10 protein-coding genes are annotated in these 17,846 nt (G+C 53.7%); 4 read left to right on the forward strand and 6 right to left on the reverse strand.

Annotated features, from left to right (window positions below):
- Nucleotides 1-30 precede the first annotated feature (30 nt).
- The 3 genes from FHS27_RS12770 to FHS27_RS12780 form a co-directional block, all read right to left on the reverse strand.
- On the reverse strand, nucleotides 31-216 hold the full coding sequence (locus FHS27_RS12770) for a hypothetical protein (protein WP_184305324.1): 186 nt from the start codon (nucleotides 214-216) through the stop codon (nucleotides 31-33).
- Nucleotides 217-324: 108 nt separating this feature from the next.
- The gene (locus FHS27_RS12775) at nucleotides 325-1,521 is read right to left on the reverse strand and encodes a DUF1559 domain-containing protein (RefSeq protein ID WP_184305325.1); all 1,197 of its coding nucleotides are present in this window, start codon (nucleotides 1,519-1,521) and stop codon (nucleotides 325-327) included.
- Between the two features lie 225 nt (nucleotides 1,522-1,746).
- Nucleotides 1,747-2,757, reverse strand: a complete 1,011-nt coding sequence (locus FHS27_RS12780; RefSeq protein ID WP_184305326.1) for a LacI family DNA-binding transcriptional regulator — start codon at nucleotides 2,755-2,757, stop codon at nucleotides 1,747-1,749.
- A 260-nt stretch (nucleotides 2,758-3,017) separates the two neighbouring features.
- On the opposite strand from FHS27_RS12780, the gene FHS27_RS31545 reads away from it, so the two are divergent.
- The 3 genes from FHS27_RS31545 to FHS27_RS12795 all read left to right on the forward strand — a co-directional run bounded on the left by FHS27_RS31545 (nucleotide 3,018) and on the right by FHS27_RS12795 (nucleotide 10,565).
- Nucleotides 3,018-4,682, forward strand: a complete 1,665-nt coding sequence (locus tag FHS27_RS31545) for an MFS transporter (RefSeq protein WP_184305327.1) — start codon at nucleotides 3,018-3,020, stop codon at nucleotides 4,680-4,682.
- A 47-nt stretch (nucleotides 4,683-4,729) separates the two neighbouring features.
- On the forward strand, nucleotides 4,730-8,230 hold the full coding sequence (locus FHS27_RS12790) for a hypothetical protein (RefSeq protein ID WP_184305328.1): 3,501 nt from the start codon (nucleotides 4,730-4,732) through the stop codon (nucleotides 8,228-8,230).
- Between the two features lie 259 nt (nucleotides 8,231-8,489).
- Nucleotides 8,490-10,565: a M13 family metallopeptidase gene (locus FHS27_RS12795; protein WP_221225064.1), complete on the forward strand. Its 2,076-nt coding sequence runs from the start codon at nucleotides 8,490-8,492 to the stop codon at nucleotides 10,563-10,565.
- Nucleotides 10,566-10,611: 46 nt separating this feature from the next.
- Here FHS27_RS12795 and FHS27_RS12800 read toward each other — a convergent pair whose 3' ends face one another.
- A complete protein-coding gene (locus FHS27_RS12800; protein ID WP_184305330.1) occupies nucleotides 10,612-12,258 on the reverse strand; it encodes a BBP7 family outer membrane beta-barrel protein in 1,647 nt (548 codons plus the stop codon).
- 304 nt (nucleotides 12,259-12,562) lie between these two features.
- On the opposite strand from FHS27_RS12800, the gene FHS27_RS12805 reads away from it, so the two are divergent.
- On the forward strand, nucleotides 12,563-15,409 hold the full coding sequence (locus FHS27_RS12805; RefSeq protein WP_184305331.1) for an MSCRAMM family protein: 2,847 nt from the start codon (nucleotides 12,563-12,565) through the stop codon (nucleotides 15,407-15,409).
- Nucleotides 15,410-15,459: 50 nt separating this feature from the next.
- Here FHS27_RS12805 and FHS27_RS12810 read toward each other — a convergent pair whose 3' ends face one another.
- Nucleotides 15,460-16,377 (reverse strand): metal-dependent hydrolase, encoded by a 918-nt coding sequence (locus FHS27_RS12810; protein ID WP_184305332.1) that lies wholly within the window; start codon nucleotides 16,375-16,377, stop codon nucleotides 15,460-15,462.
- A 78-nt stretch (nucleotides 16,378-16,455) separates the two neighbouring features.
- Nucleotides 16,456-17,787, reverse strand: coding sequence for an alpha/beta hydrolase family protein (locus tag FHS27_RS12815; RefSeq protein WP_184305333.1), 1,332 nt, complete (start codon nucleotides 17,785-17,787; stop codon nucleotides 16,456-16,458).
- Nucleotides 17,788-17,846 lie beyond the last annotated feature (59 nt).

The raw sequence follows: 17,846 nt of genomic DNA on the forward strand, positions 1-17,846 counted from the left end.
GGTTATTGAAACGCGTGGCGGTCCGAATGGCTACTTCTTACCGTAGGCTTCTGCCATCGATTTGGAGTATTCGGCTTGCCTTGCTTCAAGAGCAGCTTTGTCTTCGGCGGTCATTTCAGGTGGTTCGACGACACCTGTGTTACCTTCGCAACCGGTGAACGCGAGAGTGCTTAGTAGAAGTGCACCGCAGCAGACTTGTAGGAATGTTTTTGTCATTTTGGATCGTATGTTTTCAGGATGTTTGAAACGATTTCGAACTACTGATGATGCCCCGGTGCAACAGAGTGCTGCACCGGGGCTGTTCATCAGATCAGTTAGCCGAGCTTAGAGTTCTTCTTGAATGACTTCTTTGCTCGCACGAGTTCCCAATGACCCCCAGAGGCCGTAAGGGCTCTTCGAACCGGGGCTTTGGTTGCCGGTGAATCCAAATCCGACTTGACCGTTGTTCTGGTTACCAGCTTCGATCGAGTCTGTGATGAATTTAACAGCACCGTCGCCCATCAGGACGTGTGCACCACCTTGGTGACGGCTGCTAGGAGGCACAATGCCTTCCTGGCCAGGCCAATCGCCACCGTAGCAAACTTCCGAGTTTGGCGGACGAATCGTCATCACGCCTGAGTAGTAGTGCTCACCGTTGGCCCACTGATAACCCCGGCCCAGAGTCGAATTGACGCCACCAAAGGTGTTCGTGCCGGAGGTCCAGAACTGAGGACGTTGTGGATCGGGCAAGCCCGTGTCGACACAAGCCATTGGGTTGAGCATTGGAGGCGCGCCGGCCGCGTTGAGTTGCCGAGCTCCGTTGGTACGAGTGTCGTTATCACCGAGGTCGGTTGCCAATTCACCAGCCATGATCGTGTTCGCAAGGCCGTCGAGAACGTCGCGGAACGCCATTTTTTGGTGGTTGACGAACATACCACGGCATCCGGCACGAGCTTCCTGTGCGGCGGTGGAATCGGTCATGTTGAGGTCGCCACCGCTGCGAGCAGCGACTTCGATTTTGTACATCGAGTCACCGAAGCAAGCACCGTAGTTCGTACGGCCTTGTGCTGGCAAACCGAACCCAGGATCCGAAGGACAACGGAATGTTGGGATGTTCGTCATCCAAGGTTGGTAGTCGTACCGGAAGTCAACGGGCTTCGGTCCCATGGCGGGCCATGTGCCACCCTGAACGCTGGGGTTGGAGATTTGCTCCCACAACGCTTGTCCTTCGACGAACGGTGTCAAACCGACCAACCAACTTAGCTGCTGGTTGTTAGCGACTGTGGAATCATCCCACCAGTTAGTTCCTGGGAGAATACCTGTGCCGGTCTTGTTAAGTGGCAACTGGTTGTAAGCGGAGTGGTAGTTGTGAACTCCCAGTCCGATCTGTTTGAAGTTGTTGCTGCAGCTCATCCGGCGGGCGGCTTCACGAGCAGCTTGAACAGCTGGCAAAAGAAGACCGACCAAGACGCCGATGATCGCAATCACGACGAGCAGCTCGACCAGGGTGAAACCTGATCGTGTTTTATTGGAACGTTGCATGTAAATTTACCTCTAGGTAACTGATGGGGAATATAAACACGTCGAAAGGCTTAAGAAAAATTGGAAGGAGAATAAGGAATTCGCTAGCCAATTCTGAGTGCATAAAGGCACGTTTCTCAAAAGGTCAATTTCATTGGCGCCTCGTTCATTTGTATCTAGGTAGGTAGGTGGGGTGTATGCAAAAATTGAATGGCTTGTCAGCTCTTCCGTCGGTTGATGCATTCACTACGGAGAAATGATTCGTGATACTGATTCGCGTCGTTGAAGTAATGCCTTCATAACGGGGAGTTCGCACGTCCCTCCCTGCATAAGCTTGACGAGAGCCTCTGCCGCGACGACTCCCATTTCCACGCCTGGTTGGCGAACGGTCGTCAATGGTGGTGAAACGTAAGACGATTCGGCTTGGTCATCGAAGCCAACGATCGAGACGTCTTCGGGGACGCGGATACCTTTGCGCTGCAACGCCAATCTCGCCCCATAAGCGACCATGTCATTAGCACAGAAAACAGCAGTGAATGATTTGCCACGCATTAACAGCGAGTTGACTGCCAAGATGCCGGACTGGGCCGAGAAATTACCGTCGAGGACCAAATCAGGATCGAGATCAATCGAAGCATCAGAGAGTGCTTGGGCGTAGCCTTGGAAACGTCGGATCGCATCCTGGTGATGCATGATCCCGCGTATGATCGCGATTTCCCGGTGACCGAATTCGATCAGGTGATTGGTCGCGTCATAGGCACCTGAAAAGTTGTCAACGTAAACGCATTGGTCTTCCCAGCCCGCGACGTCTTTACCGACGACGATGGTGGGCATTCGATCACGCAGATCGTCGAGGTCTTTTTGCGAGATGTCGCCTCCGAGGAGGATCAGGCCGTCAACTTTTCGGCCCATGAGTGTGCGGATGACGTCGAGTTCAGTGTTCTGTTCCCACTGACCGTCGACGAAGATTGGCGAGTAACCGGTTCCCGTGAAGCCCTGAATGACTCCCTGCATCATCATGTCGTAGAAGGGACTGCCGATTTTTTGAGTGACGACACCCACCGTCATTGATCGGCCGCTAGCGAGGCCGCGGGCAAACACGTTTGCTTGGTAGCCCAACGACTCCACCGCCTCAAGAACCGTTTCGCGGGTCTTGGGATTCACGATCGCCAGGTCGTTGAGGACCCTCGAGACAGTGCTCTTGGAAACGTTGGCACGTTCCGCGATGTCTTTGATGGTGATGTCGTTGAGTTTCATGAGAGCTTTCAGTGAACAAGGATGCGTCTGCAACCGCTTTCAACTAAATGTATGCATCTGACCAGTTGGTTGCAACCGGTTTCAGTAAATATTTCCGAAAATACCGTTTAAGGGCAGAATGCATGCTCATTTGTTGCAACCGGTTGCAGTATCTCGTACGCTAATGCAGATTAGAGGGCAATGAAGCACCTTAGTTGTGAAACAGGTTGCGTCATTTCCTGCGTTTTCCGTCCATTTCTCTCCTATGAAACGGGTTTTTCGTGGCATCCAGCGAACCCGGGGCTCTCCCCGCAAACGATTCCAGCCCGACCACAACGCAGAAACTCGGCGTTGTCGAAAAGGTCGGTTATGGGTTAGGCGACACCGCTTCGAACCTGTTTTGGAAGACATTCGAGTTCTTTCTCGTCTACTTCTACACCGACGTCTTTGGCCTGACGGCGAAGTCAGCGGGGACGTTGATGTTGGTCACCCGGATCTGGGATGCGATCAATGATCCATTGGTCGGATACGTTGCCGATCGAACGCGAACGACGTGGGGACGCTTTCGTCCCTATTTGATTTGGATGTCGATTCCGTTCGCAATCACGGGAATGTTGACGTTCTACACACCCGACCTCGGACCGACGGGAAAGCTGATCTACGCGTACATCACCTACACGTTGGTGATGATGGCCTACACCGCGATCAACATTCCCTATGGAGCGTTGATGGGGGTGATCTCATCCGATTCGATCGAGCGAACCAGCGTTTCGACCTATCGATTCATTGCCGCGTTTTGTGGTGGAATCGTGGTTCAGTACTGCACGCTCGACCTCGTCGCGTTCTTCGGTGGTACGGAATCGCGAATTGTCGACGGGGTCGCTCAAGACGTCGTATTGAACGAGCAGCGGGGTTTCTTTTTGACGATGGTGGTCTTTTCGATCGCCGCAGTGGTTTTGTTTTTCATCACGTTTGCGACCACAAAAGAGCGGGTGCAACCGATATCTGAGGAAGGTTCGACCTTTCGCGCGGACCTTAAATTCATTTTGACCAGTCTGCGGCTGCACCAAATCTTGCTCGGTGGTCTTGCTCTCTTGGCGTGTTTGGCGACGGCCTTTTCGGTGGAGACATTGATTCCGATCGTGATCGGATACGTCGTCTTGAGCATTGTCTCGTTAATCGTTCGAGCGGTCGCACGGCAACGTTTTTCGCAAACGACTGAAACGTCTACTTTCGAGTTAGATTTCAACGATCTGCTCTCCAACCGACCATGGATGGTGCTCTTCGTTTTTGGCTTGTTGCAACTGTCAGGACTATTCATCCGCGGCGGTGCAATCTTGTACTACTTCAAGTACTACTGCGGTGATGCGAGCATCGCGCCGACGTTTTGGGTGTCGGGCAGCTTTGCAGCAATCGCGGGCATGTTGCTAACGAAACCATTGACCCGCATCTTTGGCAAAAAGGTGTTGATGATTGGGATGAATGCAGGCGTCGCGTTACTCACAGCGGCGTTCGTGTTCCTCGAACCGGACCAGATCAACATGATGATCGCGTTACAAGTGGCAGCGTCGTTTGTCGGTGGTCCGATTCCCGTTTTGTTGTGGGCGATGTACGCCGACACGGCGGACTATTCAGAGTGGCGAAGTAGTCGCCGCGCAACGGGGCTCGTGTTCGCCGCAGCCACGTTCTCGCAGAAGATGGGATGTGCCGTCGGTGCGGCGATGACAGGATTCGCGCTGGACTTTTACCAATACGCGCAACCTCTCGAAGGTGTGGATCAAATTCAGTCCGACACAACGCTGCAGGGCCTTCGAATGATGATGAGTCTGATTCCCGCTGGATTCTTATTGTTATCAGCAGGTTGTCTGCTTTTCTACAACATCGATAAGCGTCTTACCGAACAAATTGAATTCGATCTACAAGCACGGAAATCTACGGACGCCTGAGGCGTCATATCGCCCTCGTCCCATCCATAATGATTAGAAGATATTTTATGAATAAGTTAACCGCGGTGTCGGATTCCATTGCTCCCGGTGATCGGGCTCTCAACACATCGAACGCAGTGACCGGACAGTATGTCTCGATGGACAACAACGTTTGGTACAAGATCGGCAACAGCCATCGTATGCCGAAGTTTTTCCTGACGGCCGTCAGTCCAGACGATCATTGGATGTTCGTGTCCAGCCAAGGTGCCTTGACGGCGGGAAGGCAGAACCCCGATTCGGCGTTGTTCCCCTACTATTCGGCCGACAAGATCGTCGACATGTCCGACTGCACGGGGCCAAAAACGTTAATCCGCGTTCGACGAGAAGACGGAACGAGTCAATTATGGGAGCCGTTTTCGTCCGCGACGCTGCACTGCGACTCGTGCACGCAGAACCTCTACAAGAATTGGTGCGGCAACCGAATTTTGTTTGAAGCAGTCCATCATTCGTTAAAACTCGCGTTTCGATACAGTTGGACATTTGGCGAAAAGTTCGGCTTCATTCGCAGTTGCGAATTGCTCAATTTGGATGACAGCCCAACGAGTGTAGAGATCACCGATGGACTTCAGAACATGCTGCCCAGTGGTCTCGGAAAAGACTTCCAGTTGCGGTACAGCAATCTTGCTGATGCATACAAAAAATCCGAACGGTTGGGCGAATCTTCCCTGGGCATTTATTACCTCAGTTCAATACCGACCGACCGGGCAGAACCGAGCGAAGGCTTGCTCGCGACAGTTGCTTGGCAGACTGGACTCGGCGAGGCGAACGTTGCGATCAGCGACTCTCAGATTCCTCGCGTTCGCAGCGGCGAATCTCTGGCGAGTGAGTGCGATGTTCGTGGACGAAGGGGAGCGTATTTTGTAGCCAAAACGCTCGAACTGCCTTCTTTGGAGCCGCTGCGTTGGCGCATCGTGGCGGACGTCAACTATAGCCACAGCGACGTGGTCGAACTGCACCACCAGATCTCCAATTCAACGGACCTGGCATCTCAACTCGAGCAAGACATTGCAGCGAGTGAAGAGAATTTGTTGCAGATTTTGTCGGCGGCGGATGGGCGTCAGGTCGGCGAAGACCGTCTTCGTTCTCAACGCCATCAATCCAATGTGCTCTTCAATGTGATGCGCGGCGGTATACCGGCGAATGGTTATCGAATCTGTTCGAATGATTTTCGCGATCATGTTGCGAAAGCGAATCGCATGGTCGCTCAGCGCTGCGAAACGTTTCTTGGAACGCTTCCAGATACCATTTCATTTGACGAGTTACAGGACCGTGTCGCCGTGCATGGTGACCCTGATTTGGTGCGGTTTGCATCAGAATATCTGCCGCTTCGTTTCAGTCGGCGGCACGGTGATCCGACTCGACCTTGGAACAAATTTTCGATTGATCTTCGTGCCGAGGATGGGTCAGAAAATTTGAGTTATCAAGGGAACTGGCGTGACATTTTTCAGAACTGGGAAGCACTCTCGATAGCGTATCCTCAATTCACGACCAGCATGGTATTCCGTTTCGTTAACGCATCGACGGCAGACGGGCACAATCCTTATCGGATAACGAAAGATGGTTTTGATTGGGAGGTGCCCGATCCGGATGATCCTTGGGCGAACATCGGATATTGGGGCGACCACCAGATCGTTTACCTTTTGAAGTTGTTGCAGCGCGGGCAATCGATGACGCCGTCACGATTGGATGAATGTTTGTCGCAAGAGCGTTGCGTTTATGCAAACATTCCGTATCGAATTCGATCGCACGAGGAGATTTGTCGTGATCCTCAAGACACGATCGACTTCGATTCGACCAGTGCGTCTCAGATCGATCGCCGCGTTGAACAGATCGGCAGTGACGGAAAACTGCTCGCCGGTGATGACGGCGTTCCGATGCGAGTCAGTCTGGTCGAAAAACTGCTCGTCCCGGTGCTCGCGAAATTGAGCGGTTTTGTGCCCGGTGGCGGCATTTGGTTGAACACTCAGAGACCGGAATGGAACGACGCTAACAATGCTCTCGTGGGTCGTGGGCTTTCTGTTGTCACGGCATGTTACTTGAGGCGATATCTCACGTTCTTGATTGATTGGTTCACGAGTGGTCGGGATTCCATTCCCGATTCGGTGTTGGTATCGCGAAGCGTCCTCCGGTTTGCGGAACGGTTGAAAGAGGTTTTGACAGAGCACGCCGGCGACTTCAACGGACCGGTCGACGATGTTTTACGACGCGTGATTCTCGATAAACTTGCGTCGGCAGGTTCGGAATATCGTGTGCGTCTCTACGCCGAAGGCATTGGTGAAGAGAAAACGGCGGTCTCTTTGGATTGGCTCGTTGATCTGTTCCGTCAATCGCTCGTGATGATTGATCACACGATTCGCGTCAATCAGCGGGACGACGGAATGTACCACTCTTATAACTTGATGCATTTAGAAAAAGGCAGCGCTCCGATATCTCATTTGTATGAAATGTTGGAAGGCCAAGTCGCCGTGCTCAGCAGCGGTTTGCTATCTGGCGTGGAAGCAGTGGAGGTTCTCGATGCGTTACGCCACAGTAAAATTTACTGCGAGGATCAGCAAAGCTACATGTTGTACCCGAACCGACAGTTGCCTCGATTCCTCGAGAAAAACCTGTTGTCTCGGGAAGACGCGCTTCGGTCTCGTTTGATTCAGAAGTTAGCGAACAACAACGAGACGTCGGTGGTTCAGCAAGACATTCATGGCGATTTTCATTTTCATGGTGGGTTTGGCAACGTTTCGGACTTGAACGATGCACTCGATCGATTGCAAACGCGAGAGGATTACCGCGAGTTGGTCGAAGGTGAACGTGAACTTTTGAACGACATGTTTGAAGAAACGTTTGGGCATCGTCATTTCACGGGTCGATCGGGAACGTTCTTCGGATACGAAGGTTTAGGATCGATCTATTGGCACATGGTCTCTAAGCTCGCTTTGGCCGTGATGGAACACTGCGTTGAGGTTCACGAAGATCCGTCACGACGCGATCCCACCGTGTTGGCAAGATTGCATGATCACTACCGCGAGATTCGGGACGGAATCGGGTTGACGAAAACACCGCTGCACTACGGTGCATTCCCGTCAGACCCTTATTCGCACACACCCGAAGGTGGCGGCGTTCAACAACCCGGGATGACCGGACAGGTCAAAGAAGACATCCTCTCGCGATGGGACGAAATCGGAATCCGAATTCACGGCGGCCAACTTCGTTTCGAGCCGCGGTTCTTCGAATCGTCTGAGTTTCTGACAACCGACTCAGTACTCGACTTTTTCGACGTTGATGGTCAACGGCAGCAGTTGGTGATTGCCGAAGCGTGTTTCGCGCTGACGTTGTGTCAGGTTCCGATTGTCTATCGGAAGAGCGAAAGTCGGAAAATGGTAATTCATTTCGCCGAAAAGGAATCCGTCACCCGCGATGAACTGGTCCTTTCGCAGTGCGAAACGGACGTTTTGTTCGCTCGTCGCGGCGAAATACGACAAATAGAGGTCTGTTTTGATCCATCGGACAACGAATGAAACTCGTTGTGAGGGAAGACGTCCGATCGCGATGGATTCGTTGGAACCGCGAATTTTCGCCGACCTACTATTGCCGCGCAACGGGCGAGTGGGCGAAACGCGTTGGCGGGCCCCTCTGGGCAATTCAAGATTCATGGCACAGAATCGTTCTTGAAGACGCGAAATCGGTCGGTGGACTGATGAAGAGGGCTCGGTGACTCGGGCCGGGATCGATTTCGCGTACGCGATCGACCTTTCCTCTCTAACCCCGCGACCTTCGATGACACGCATTTTGACGAATCTCTCTGCAGCGGTTTCTTGGATTTCCGTCCAATCACTCTTCCTGGTTTCGATGTCGGGGTTGGCGGTTTCCGCGGACTCGGCCACGCAGGAGCAGGCGGAGACGAAGGTGTCGGGCATCGACCGAGCACTGTTCAGCGAGAAGGTCGCTCCGGGCGAAAACTTCTATCTGTACGCCAACGAAAAATGGTTGGACAACACGCCGATTCCGGCGGACAAATCCAACTACGGCATCTTCACCGTACTCGATGACGCGACGCGAGAGCAGGTTCGAACACTGATTGAAGCGGCTGCGGAGGAAAAGGCAACCGAGGGAACGCCTTCGCAAAAGGTGGGCGACATGTATCGATCGGTTCTCGACGTTGAGAACCGTAACGAGCAAGGAATCGCACCGATCGAGTCGTTGTTATCAACCGTCAATGGGATCCGATCAAAAGCTGGATTGGCGTCCGCGTTGGGCGAGTTGGTGCGAAATGGTGTTTACGGGCCATTTGCCCCTTATGTCAGTGTCGATGCGAAGAACAGTGATCAATACATTGTCTATCTGACTCAGTCGGGGTTAACCCTTCCCGACCGCGACTACTATCTCGAAGACGAACCGCGTTATGTCGAACTACGCGAGAAGCTCGAGGTATACGTTGCCGACATGCTCACGGCGATCGGTGTTGAGGACGCTCAGGCAGCAGCGAAAGAGGTCGTTGCAATTGAAAAGCAAATTGCCGAACATCAATGGACCAAGACTGAAAACCGTGACCCGGAAGCAACCTACAATCGCAAAGATTTGGCCGAGCTCTCGGATCTTTTGAAGCAATTTCCGATCGACGCAATGTTCGAATCGGCAAAAATCGCCGGACAGGACGCTGTTGTTGTTCGGCAGCCGAGTTATTTTTCAGACATTGATGGAGTGATTGCGGGTGGATCAATCGATGCGTGGAAAGACTACCTGGCGTTTCATGTCATTGATTCCTACGCCGCGTTCTTGAGCGAAGATCTCGAGCGACGGCATTTCGAATTTCACGGCAAAGCGGTATCCGGAACCGACGAACAGCAGCCGATGTGGAAACGGGCGGTCGACGCGACGGGGTCAGTGCTCGGAGAAGTCGTCGGACAACTCTATGTCGAAAAGCACTTCACACCGCAAGCAAAAGCTCGCATGAACGAGTTGGTTGAAAACCTCAAAGCGGCGTTCGCTGAGCGGATCATGTCGCGACCATGGATGGGCGAAGGCACGAAGAAACAGGCTCTCGCCAAACTCGCCAAGTTCACGACCAAGATTGGCTATCCCGATGAATGGAAAGACTACTCGGCACTGAAGATTTCGGACCAGTCACCTGCGTCCAACATGATCGCGGCGGCGACGTTTGAATTTGATCGAGATTTGGCGAAATTAGGCGGACCGATTGATCGCAATGAATGGCACATGACGCCCCAAACGATCAACGCGTACTACAACCCGACCATGAACGAGATCGTGTTTCCGGCTGCGATTTTGCAACCTCCGTTTTTCAACATGGCAGCCGACGACGCGGTCAACTACGGCGGGATTGGTGCCGTGATCGGTCACGAACTCAGTCACGGGTTTGATGACAAGGGCAGCAAGTACGATGGTGATGGAAACCTTCGAAATTGGTGGACGCCGAATGATCGCGAAGAATTTGAGACACGTGCGTCTGGGCTGGTCGAACAATACAGCGAGTTCAAGCCGTTTGAGGACATGAGCGTCAACGGCGAACTGACGTTGGGCGAGAACATCGGCGACCTCGGTGGGCTCGGCGTTTCTTATGCTGCGTATCGGTTGTCCCTGGGAGATGACGAGGCACCCGTGATTGATGGAATGACCGGCGATCAACGGTTCTTCTTGGGATGGTCGCAGATTTGGCGACGGCTGTATCGCGAGCAAGAACTTCGCAAACGGCTGATCACGGACCCGCATAGCCCGAGCGAATTCCGCGTTAACGGGATCGTTCGCAACATGGACGAGTGGTACGACGCATTCGATATCAAGGAGAGCGATCCGCTCTACGTTGCACCCGAGAATCGGATTCGAATCTGGTAACGGATCGGATTGGTTAACATGATTGGATCATCACCGGGCGGGCAGATCAGAATTCGCCAACGAGTCCGATCGTGATCGCTTGAGCGGTGAGATCGTTGTAGAACACGCTATTTCGTGGTGCTTCGAAACCTTGCAAACCGCCCGGGTCGAGTGCCGTGAGATTAAGTAGCGGGTCGATTTGTTCGCCCGCTCGAATCACGCGGCTGAGATACATCATGTGATATCCGACTGAGAAACTCCAATCGCGGTTGAACCGGCGGTTGAGTACCAATCGGATTTCTGGTGCAACGGCGAACTCATCGTCATCACGCGAACCCGAGTTGCTGTCTTGAACGAGCAGCCCGGTGTTGCGAGTGGAGACGTCCGTTCCGCCTGCGATTGGGACGGATGTGGTCGTGGTACCTGAGCGGGTCAGTGTTGAGCTGGTGACACCGAGGCCGAGTTTCATCATCGTTGCGAGAGACCAACGGCCGAAACAAGTTTGTCCACGCACACCAAATGCGGCGCCGTTGAAATTGTTCTCGGTCGCGAATCGATCGGATTCATCCAGGGTCGTGTTGATTGCCAACCCACCACCTCCGCCGACCACTCGTTTGAAGTCGTGGATCGAGAGGTCATCATCCAGACTGACGTAGGTGTAACCGACGAAGCCTTCGAGTTCGCGATCGGGTTGGCAGATCAGCATACCACGCAACAACACGTCGCCGGTATGAAAGCTGGTCGACGAACGGACATCGATGTCTCCTGTCAATTCGCTGGGGAATCCGACGAGTTCCGCATCGTTACCGAGTCCACCAGGAGAAACGTCGACAAACGGTCGTGCCAAGATCCCGTACGTCACCGAATCGCCCGAGAAGTTTTGATCGACATCATCGGCGAACAAGATCGACGCGGAGAGTCCGAGACCGGAGTTGCCAAAGTAACGTCCGATTTCAAATCGTCCGCCGGAACGTTCATCGTCACCGAGGTCGTTGCCGCCAAACAAAACCGTGGTACTCGGTAGGCCAAGAATTCCGGCGTCTTCACGGAGCGTCCCGGTGGTGCTAGTTGTCACTAATGGAGGCGCGTACTGACCGTTAATATTGAGATGCAAGTATTCGGCTCGGGCCCAAAATCCTGAGAGCGGATGGGCCAGCCAATGCGCGATTCGTTCGACCCGAGGGTCATAGACGTGCGGACCGTGTTGGCAGGAATCGCATTCCCCTTGGGCACCATAAACGCCGACTTCGCCACAACTGTCACATGGCTCCGATTCGAGTTCATGCATGAGAATTGGGCCGTCCAGCGATACTTCATTATCGAATTCGCCATAGTCCATGTCGGAATCGAATTGCGGCTCAAACTCCATCATTGGTGAGGATGCTAGCTGAGACGGAATCTGTTGACCCACGGAAATCGGCATTGGTTCGGCACCGAGGAAATATTCGTTTTCATCGAGCGTGCCGTCGACCAGTTCGCCCGCTTCGTTTCGGATTTCAACGCTAGTGACGACGCCAGGTTGTTCGCCGGGTTTGTCTTTGAGCACCCGCGACGGAGTATTGTTGGAACCGGCAAATCGACGCACCGGGATCTTGCGCGGCTGCGTCAAGCGAGCACCGGACGTGTCTTGAGCGGATGCAAGCGTTGTCCAGCAACCGGACGTGAATATCACGCAGGTGAATGCGAAAACGGCGATTCGGGGCAACAGATTCACGTTGGAGTTCCAGTATTGATCATCGAATAATCGACCGCCGCATAGGGAGATTGCGAGTCATTTCATGTTGCGAATACCGCATGAATGAGGACCCGAACCCCGGTTGCCGGCGATGTCAGGCCCGCATCCGATTCGGCAAAAAACGGGGGAACGGGCCGTGTCGGGTTCGGGGGTAGCAAACTTGAGCGAAAAGAGTCAACCCGGATGGAATTTTCTGACCTGAGGGGGCTGCTTCGTGGCAATCTGGGGTAATCGGTCTATCCTGAATCACGTAGACGTCTCGATCCGCCTATCGATGCTAGCCATGCCGTTTCACTCAAAACGCCCAATTCGCCGCCGCGAACGCAGTCTTATTGTCGAATCGCTGGAAGACCGCCGCGTCCTGGCGACACTCGGCATTGATATTGGATTCTTCACCGAGCCCGGTGACGCTCCTGCCAGCGAAATCAGCGGACCGGTGCTGCGTGGCGAGACGGTCTACGTCAAAGTCCAGGTGCAAGACATTCGCGACGCCAATCCGGCAGGCATCATTGGTCTGCCTCTGAATTTTGACTGGAATGCTGAGCAGGTCACCTTTGAGGGAGACGGCAATCTCGATTCAACAGGCAATCCGTCTCTACCGCAAAACGATCCGTTGATCACAGCAAACTTTCCGTTGCAACGTTCGGTCGGCCAGTTTGATACGCCGGTGAATGATGCCGAGTTCGACGTCAACAATCCTATATTTGATCTGCAGGACGTTCGCGGGGGAGCGTTGCCGGCGCTGGGCCAGGGGCAAGCGATTGGGTTAACCTCCGAGGATATTTTCAGTCAATTGCAATTCATCGCCGTTGCCAACACGAACGAGACTTTCTTCACCGTTGGGCTCGATGGGGCGATGTCGTTTGCCGATGCGGCAGTGCTCGATGACGTGATCGGATTGGATCAAACCGTGATCGTATCGGACGAGTTGAATATCGTTCAGGCGGGCCTCGAGATTGTTGGCGGGTCAATCAGTGGCACGAAATTCGACGACCTCAATGGAAACGGAACACGCGACGCAGGCGAACCTGGCGTGGAGGGTGTGACGATCGAGATCACTCGTACCGACGATACGATGGACATTCCCTCGGTAACCACGGATGCCGACGGTAACTACGTTTTCAGCGATCTTCCCAAAGGGACGTACTCGCTCACCGAAGTCACTCCTTCGGGTACCGAGCGTACAACACCCACGGATCCGTTCGACAATTTGGTACTCGATCAAGCGAATCAAAACTTGGTGGGTTTAGACATTGGCAACTTTACGCAAGTCGCACTGTCGGGGACGAAATTCAACGACGTCGATGGCGACGGGGTGCGCGATGACGATGAGACCGGGATTGAGAACGTCACCATCAATCTCGACCTAAACAGTGACGGTTCGATCGACAGAACGACGACGACCGACGCGAGCGGTGCCTATCAATTTGCGGATGTTGGTCCTGGGCAACACACGATTACCGAAGTCGTTCCGGACGGGTTTGTGCAAACCTTGCCGGTGAATAACAACGGTTATGTGCAGACCGTTACCAGCGGTGTTGATATTAACGCACTCGATTTCGGCAATATGGAAATCACCACGACCGTGTCGGGATTTAAGTTTGACGACACCAACGGTGATGGAATTCGGCAAAATGGCGAAGAGGGCGTCGGCGGAATCGTCATCCAGCTCAACGTCGATAAGGACGGCGGTGATGTGCGTAGCGTTGTGACGGCGGCGGATGGGTCGTTTGTCTTTGAAGATGTCCCTGCCGGCATGCACAGCGTGGCGGAGATGTTACCGGTCAATGCCGTGCAAACGACACCCGGCGGAACGGGCATCATCAGCATCGATGTGAACCCGCCGGAGGTGGTCGATGGTTTGTTGTTTGGCAACTTTACCTTGACGAGTCTCGGCGGTGTCGTCTTTGAAGACTTGAACGAAAACGATGTTCAAGATGCGGACGAACCGGGCATCGAGACGACCGTGCAGTTGGACCTCGACAGCGATGGCAGCATCGACGCGACGGCACAAACTAATGCCGACGGGCGATACCAGTTTAATGGTGTCGAACCAGGAACTCATCGTGTTACCGAAATGGTGCCGACCGGATTTATCAGTCCACCAACGCCCGCGGAATACTCAGTTGCCAACCAAAGTGGTGTCGATCGAGACGATTTGGATTTTGCGAATCGTCGGCAGGCTCCCGTGGAAGGCAGCATTCAAGGTTTTGTTTATACGGATAATGACTTCGATGGCATTTTTGATCCCGCTGAAATAGGGCTTCCCGATGTAACCGTGCGTTTGATTTCGGTCGACAATTCCGTTGCCCAGACAACGACGACCGCGGCGGATGGCAGTTACGTCTTTTTCAACGTACCGGCGGGGAACTATCAAATCGTCGAGGAGCAGCCGAGCGGGTTTGGCGACGCATCGATTTCACTCGGCAAGGTGTTGCCCGGCGGTAATGTCAGTGGAGCTACGGACGGTTTGAGTGCGTTTAGCGGTATCGATCTCGGCGAGAATCAGACCGCCATTGATTACAACTTTGGTGAAGTCTTAACCGCTGTTACCAAACGGATGTTTGTTGCCACCGCGGACGTGCGTGGAGAGTTGGTATCGAACGTAGGGGCGACTCCATTAACGATTTATGGTACTCGCGGTGACGATCAGATCGTGATCGAAAATCTGGCGGACGAAGGTTCGCAGATCCAGGGCTTTCAGATCTTCGTCAATGATGAACCGGGTGTGATTGTTACCTCCGATCAAGCCTCGGTGGTGATCATTGATGGCCGGGGTGGACAAGACCGGGTTGAATATCGGGGCAGTGATCAAGCGGAACAAATTTTTACTCGCCCGAATCAGTTCTCGGTAACGACACCGAATCAATCGGTTGGCGTTTTTGACGTCGATGATATTCGTGTCCAAGGTGGTGGCGGTGATGACGTCGCGATCATTCGCGACTCGCCGGGATCAGACGTCCTGACGGCCGCTGGTCCTGCCGTGCTCGTGACACTCGCCGGTGATCAAAGCATTGGTATTGTCGATGTTCCCGTTGTTCAAGCGATCTCGGACGTCGACGATGCCGAGGACACTGCAACGATCGAGGCAATCGATTTTGTGTTGCAGCTTGCCGGCGACTGGAATTAGTTTCATCGTCAATCATCGGGCGTTTGGTGTATTGTCTCGCGCGATGAATTTCAGACGTTCCAATCGACTTTGGAGACGGTGGCGTTACTGTCGACGGTGATTTCCATCGATCCAAAGGACGTGGAAAAATTGCGAGTCCTCAGGTCTCGGCAAGTCAAAATTGCTGCGGTTTGAGACGGCGGGTCGTCGATGGTTTGGACAGAGATGATTTTATATCCGGCGGAGAGTTCTTTCATGATTTGGAACTCCTCGGATTGCTCGGCAATGCGAATCCAATGTTCGTCAGCACCAGGGATTTGATCCGCAAGTTCGGTAGTGCCTCGTATCGCGTTGGCGTTCAGCAGCTCAGTCGAACCGCATGGGTTGTGGCGGAAACTGTAAAACAGCCAAGGGCACCACGCACTCGGAATGAGTGATAGCAAGGGTGGATGGATCTTTTGCATTAGGCTGTGACGTGTCCACGCTTTGAATCCAAAATATCCGACGACGATTGCGAGGTAGATGCACGCATGCAACGGGTGTGGCAGGACTCCTCGAGAGATTAGCCATGCCAACCAACACAGAAACAGCAGCGTTATTGAGATGAGCGGCAGGTCGATAAAGAAACACCACTCGCTGCAATATCGTTTGCGAGAGATTGGATACCAACATTTGACCCCGAGCGTGTTGGTGTAGTCGAGTGCAACGTGAAATGCCATTCCGACGGCAAATGCGAGTACGCAGAAACCAGCGATACGATCCACGAGCAGGGTAACCAATCCGATCATCGCGATAGGCCCGATCACGCCGATGCTATGTGTGAAGGTCTGGTGCCATTGCATGAAGGCCCGTTTTCCGAAAATGCGGCTGAATGCATCGAGGTCGGGGGCAACGCTTCCAAGAATCAACGCGGCACTGGCTTCGGGCATCGTCACCATGCAGGGAGTCGCAATCGCGGTTCCCATTAAAGCGTGAGTGAGAATGTCCATTGCGTGCTCGGTTAATCCAAGGTCCGTCTTATCCAAGGTCCATCGAGGGTCGCCTACGAAACGCCCGGAAAAGGTTCTTTAATCCTTTTTCAACCACTCGATTGCCGTGGGGATACCGGGATCGATCATGGATTCGTAGTGGTCGCCGTTGGGTGTGGTCTCAAACGTGACGTTTTTTCCCGCTGATTTCATCCGACCGACGAAGGTTTCGGCGTCGGAGAAAGGAACGTTGCTGTCGTCGCGGGCGTGAAAAACCATCACGGGACAATCGAGCTTATCGATATGGTTTGTCGGTGAGGTTTCGACAATGAATTCGTTGATGCCTGGGAAAATCGTTCGAACGAGAATGTTCGATGTCATCTCACCCATTCGCGATTCCAGATCGTATGCGGCGGCGTAGGCGACGCAGCGATGAATGCGATGATCGTTGGCCGCTAGGAGCAACGACAGACTACCCGCGGAACTGTGCCCGGCGCAACTGATGCGATTGGGGTCAACCATGTTTAACGAATTGAGTGCGAACTCGATGGCGTTGCGTCCATTGACGACGCCCGCACCGGCGGCTTTGAACGCCGGATACGCTTCGCCGATGAGACCCGTCATGGCGTCCTCATCCACGTTCTCGGATCCAGACGGTAGCCCGCCGTCGAGCGAGTACTGAATGACAACGAAACCCGCTTCGGCATAGGGCAATGTTTCGTCGTCGTACGAATCGTTTTCTTCCAGTGTGACGCCGTGCAACATCGGCGTCCCGGCAGGCGCAGTGAGCACACACGGCAACGATCGATCGGCGTGTTCACCCGCCGGAATGAAGACACACATTTGCATTGTTTGGCCCGGAATGTCTGGGTTGGCTCCGATGCGGACGAAGTAGCGTTTGACGCCTGAAGGGTAGGTCTTTTCAGGAACGCCCAATCGAGGAAACTGTGCCGGTGGAAGAGCGGCTTTGAGGGAGACGGCGATCGGTACCGGTTTGCCGCTGTTGACGCGAGCCGAAAACGCGAGCCCGAGTACTCCGCAGCAAATGATCGGGAGCAAGATCACACCACCGACGACAAAGAAAATCCATTTCGGAATTCCTTTCTTAGGTGGCGACGGATTGGGTGATCCGAAGTTGCGATTTGCCGGAGTGGCGGGACGAGGTTGGGGCTGGCCTGGGAAGGTCGCGGGGGCGGGTGGGAACGCCGGCGCAGCAGGACGAGCGGGTTGGTTAGTGGGTGCAGTGCGTGCCGGAGGCGACATCGGACGTGCAGGTGATGGTGCCCGCGGGGCGGTGGAACGGTTGGTGCCAGCGATCTTGAGAACGGCGCCACATCCGACACATTTGACTTGAGAGTCCGTCGCCAACGGGACGACTTTCATTCGTTGTTGACATTTACTGCAACGGACGATGATCGGAGAATTGGACATGAGCTGACTGCGACCGGTAAAACGAGATTCTCAAAACGTGTGTCGATCGAAGTATAACG

Source organism: Aporhodopirellula rubra (assembly GCF_014192335.1).
GTDB classification, from domain to species: Bacteria; Planctomycetota; Planctomycetia; order Pirellulales; family Pirellulaceae; genus Rhodopirellula; species Rhodopirellula rubra.

Coding starts and splice junctions, on each gene's coding strand:
- FHS27_RS12770 (WP_184305324.1), bottom strand. CDS start 216: ATGACAAAAACATTCCTACAAGTCTGCTGCGGTGCACTTCTACTAAGC.
- FHS27_RS12775 (WP_184305325.1), bottom strand. CDS start 1,521: ATGCAACGTTCCAATAAAACACGATCAGGTTTCACCCTGGTCGAGCTG.
- FHS27_RS12780 (WP_184305326.1), bottom strand. CDS start 2,757: ATGAAACTCAACGACATCACCATCAAAGACATCGCGGAACGTGCCAAC.
- FHS27_RS12790 (WP_184305328.1), top strand. CDS start 4,730: ATGAATAAGTTAACCGCGGTGTCGGATTCCATTGCTCCCGGTGATCGG.
- FHS27_RS12795 (WP_221225064.1), top strand. CDS start 8,490: ATGACACGCATTTTGACGAATCTCTCTGCAGCGGTTTCTTGGATTTCC.
- FHS27_RS12805 (WP_184305331.1), top strand. CDS start 12,563: ATGCCGTTTCACTCAAAACGCCCAATTCGCCGCCGCGAACGCAGTCTT.
- FHS27_RS12810 (WP_184305332.1), bottom strand. CDS start 16,377: ATGGACATTCTCACTCACGCTTTAATGGGAACCGCGATTGCGACTCCC.
- FHS27_RS12815 (WP_184305333.1), bottom strand. CDS start 17,787: ATGTCCAATTCTCCGATCATCGTCCGTTGCAGTAAATGTCAACAACGA.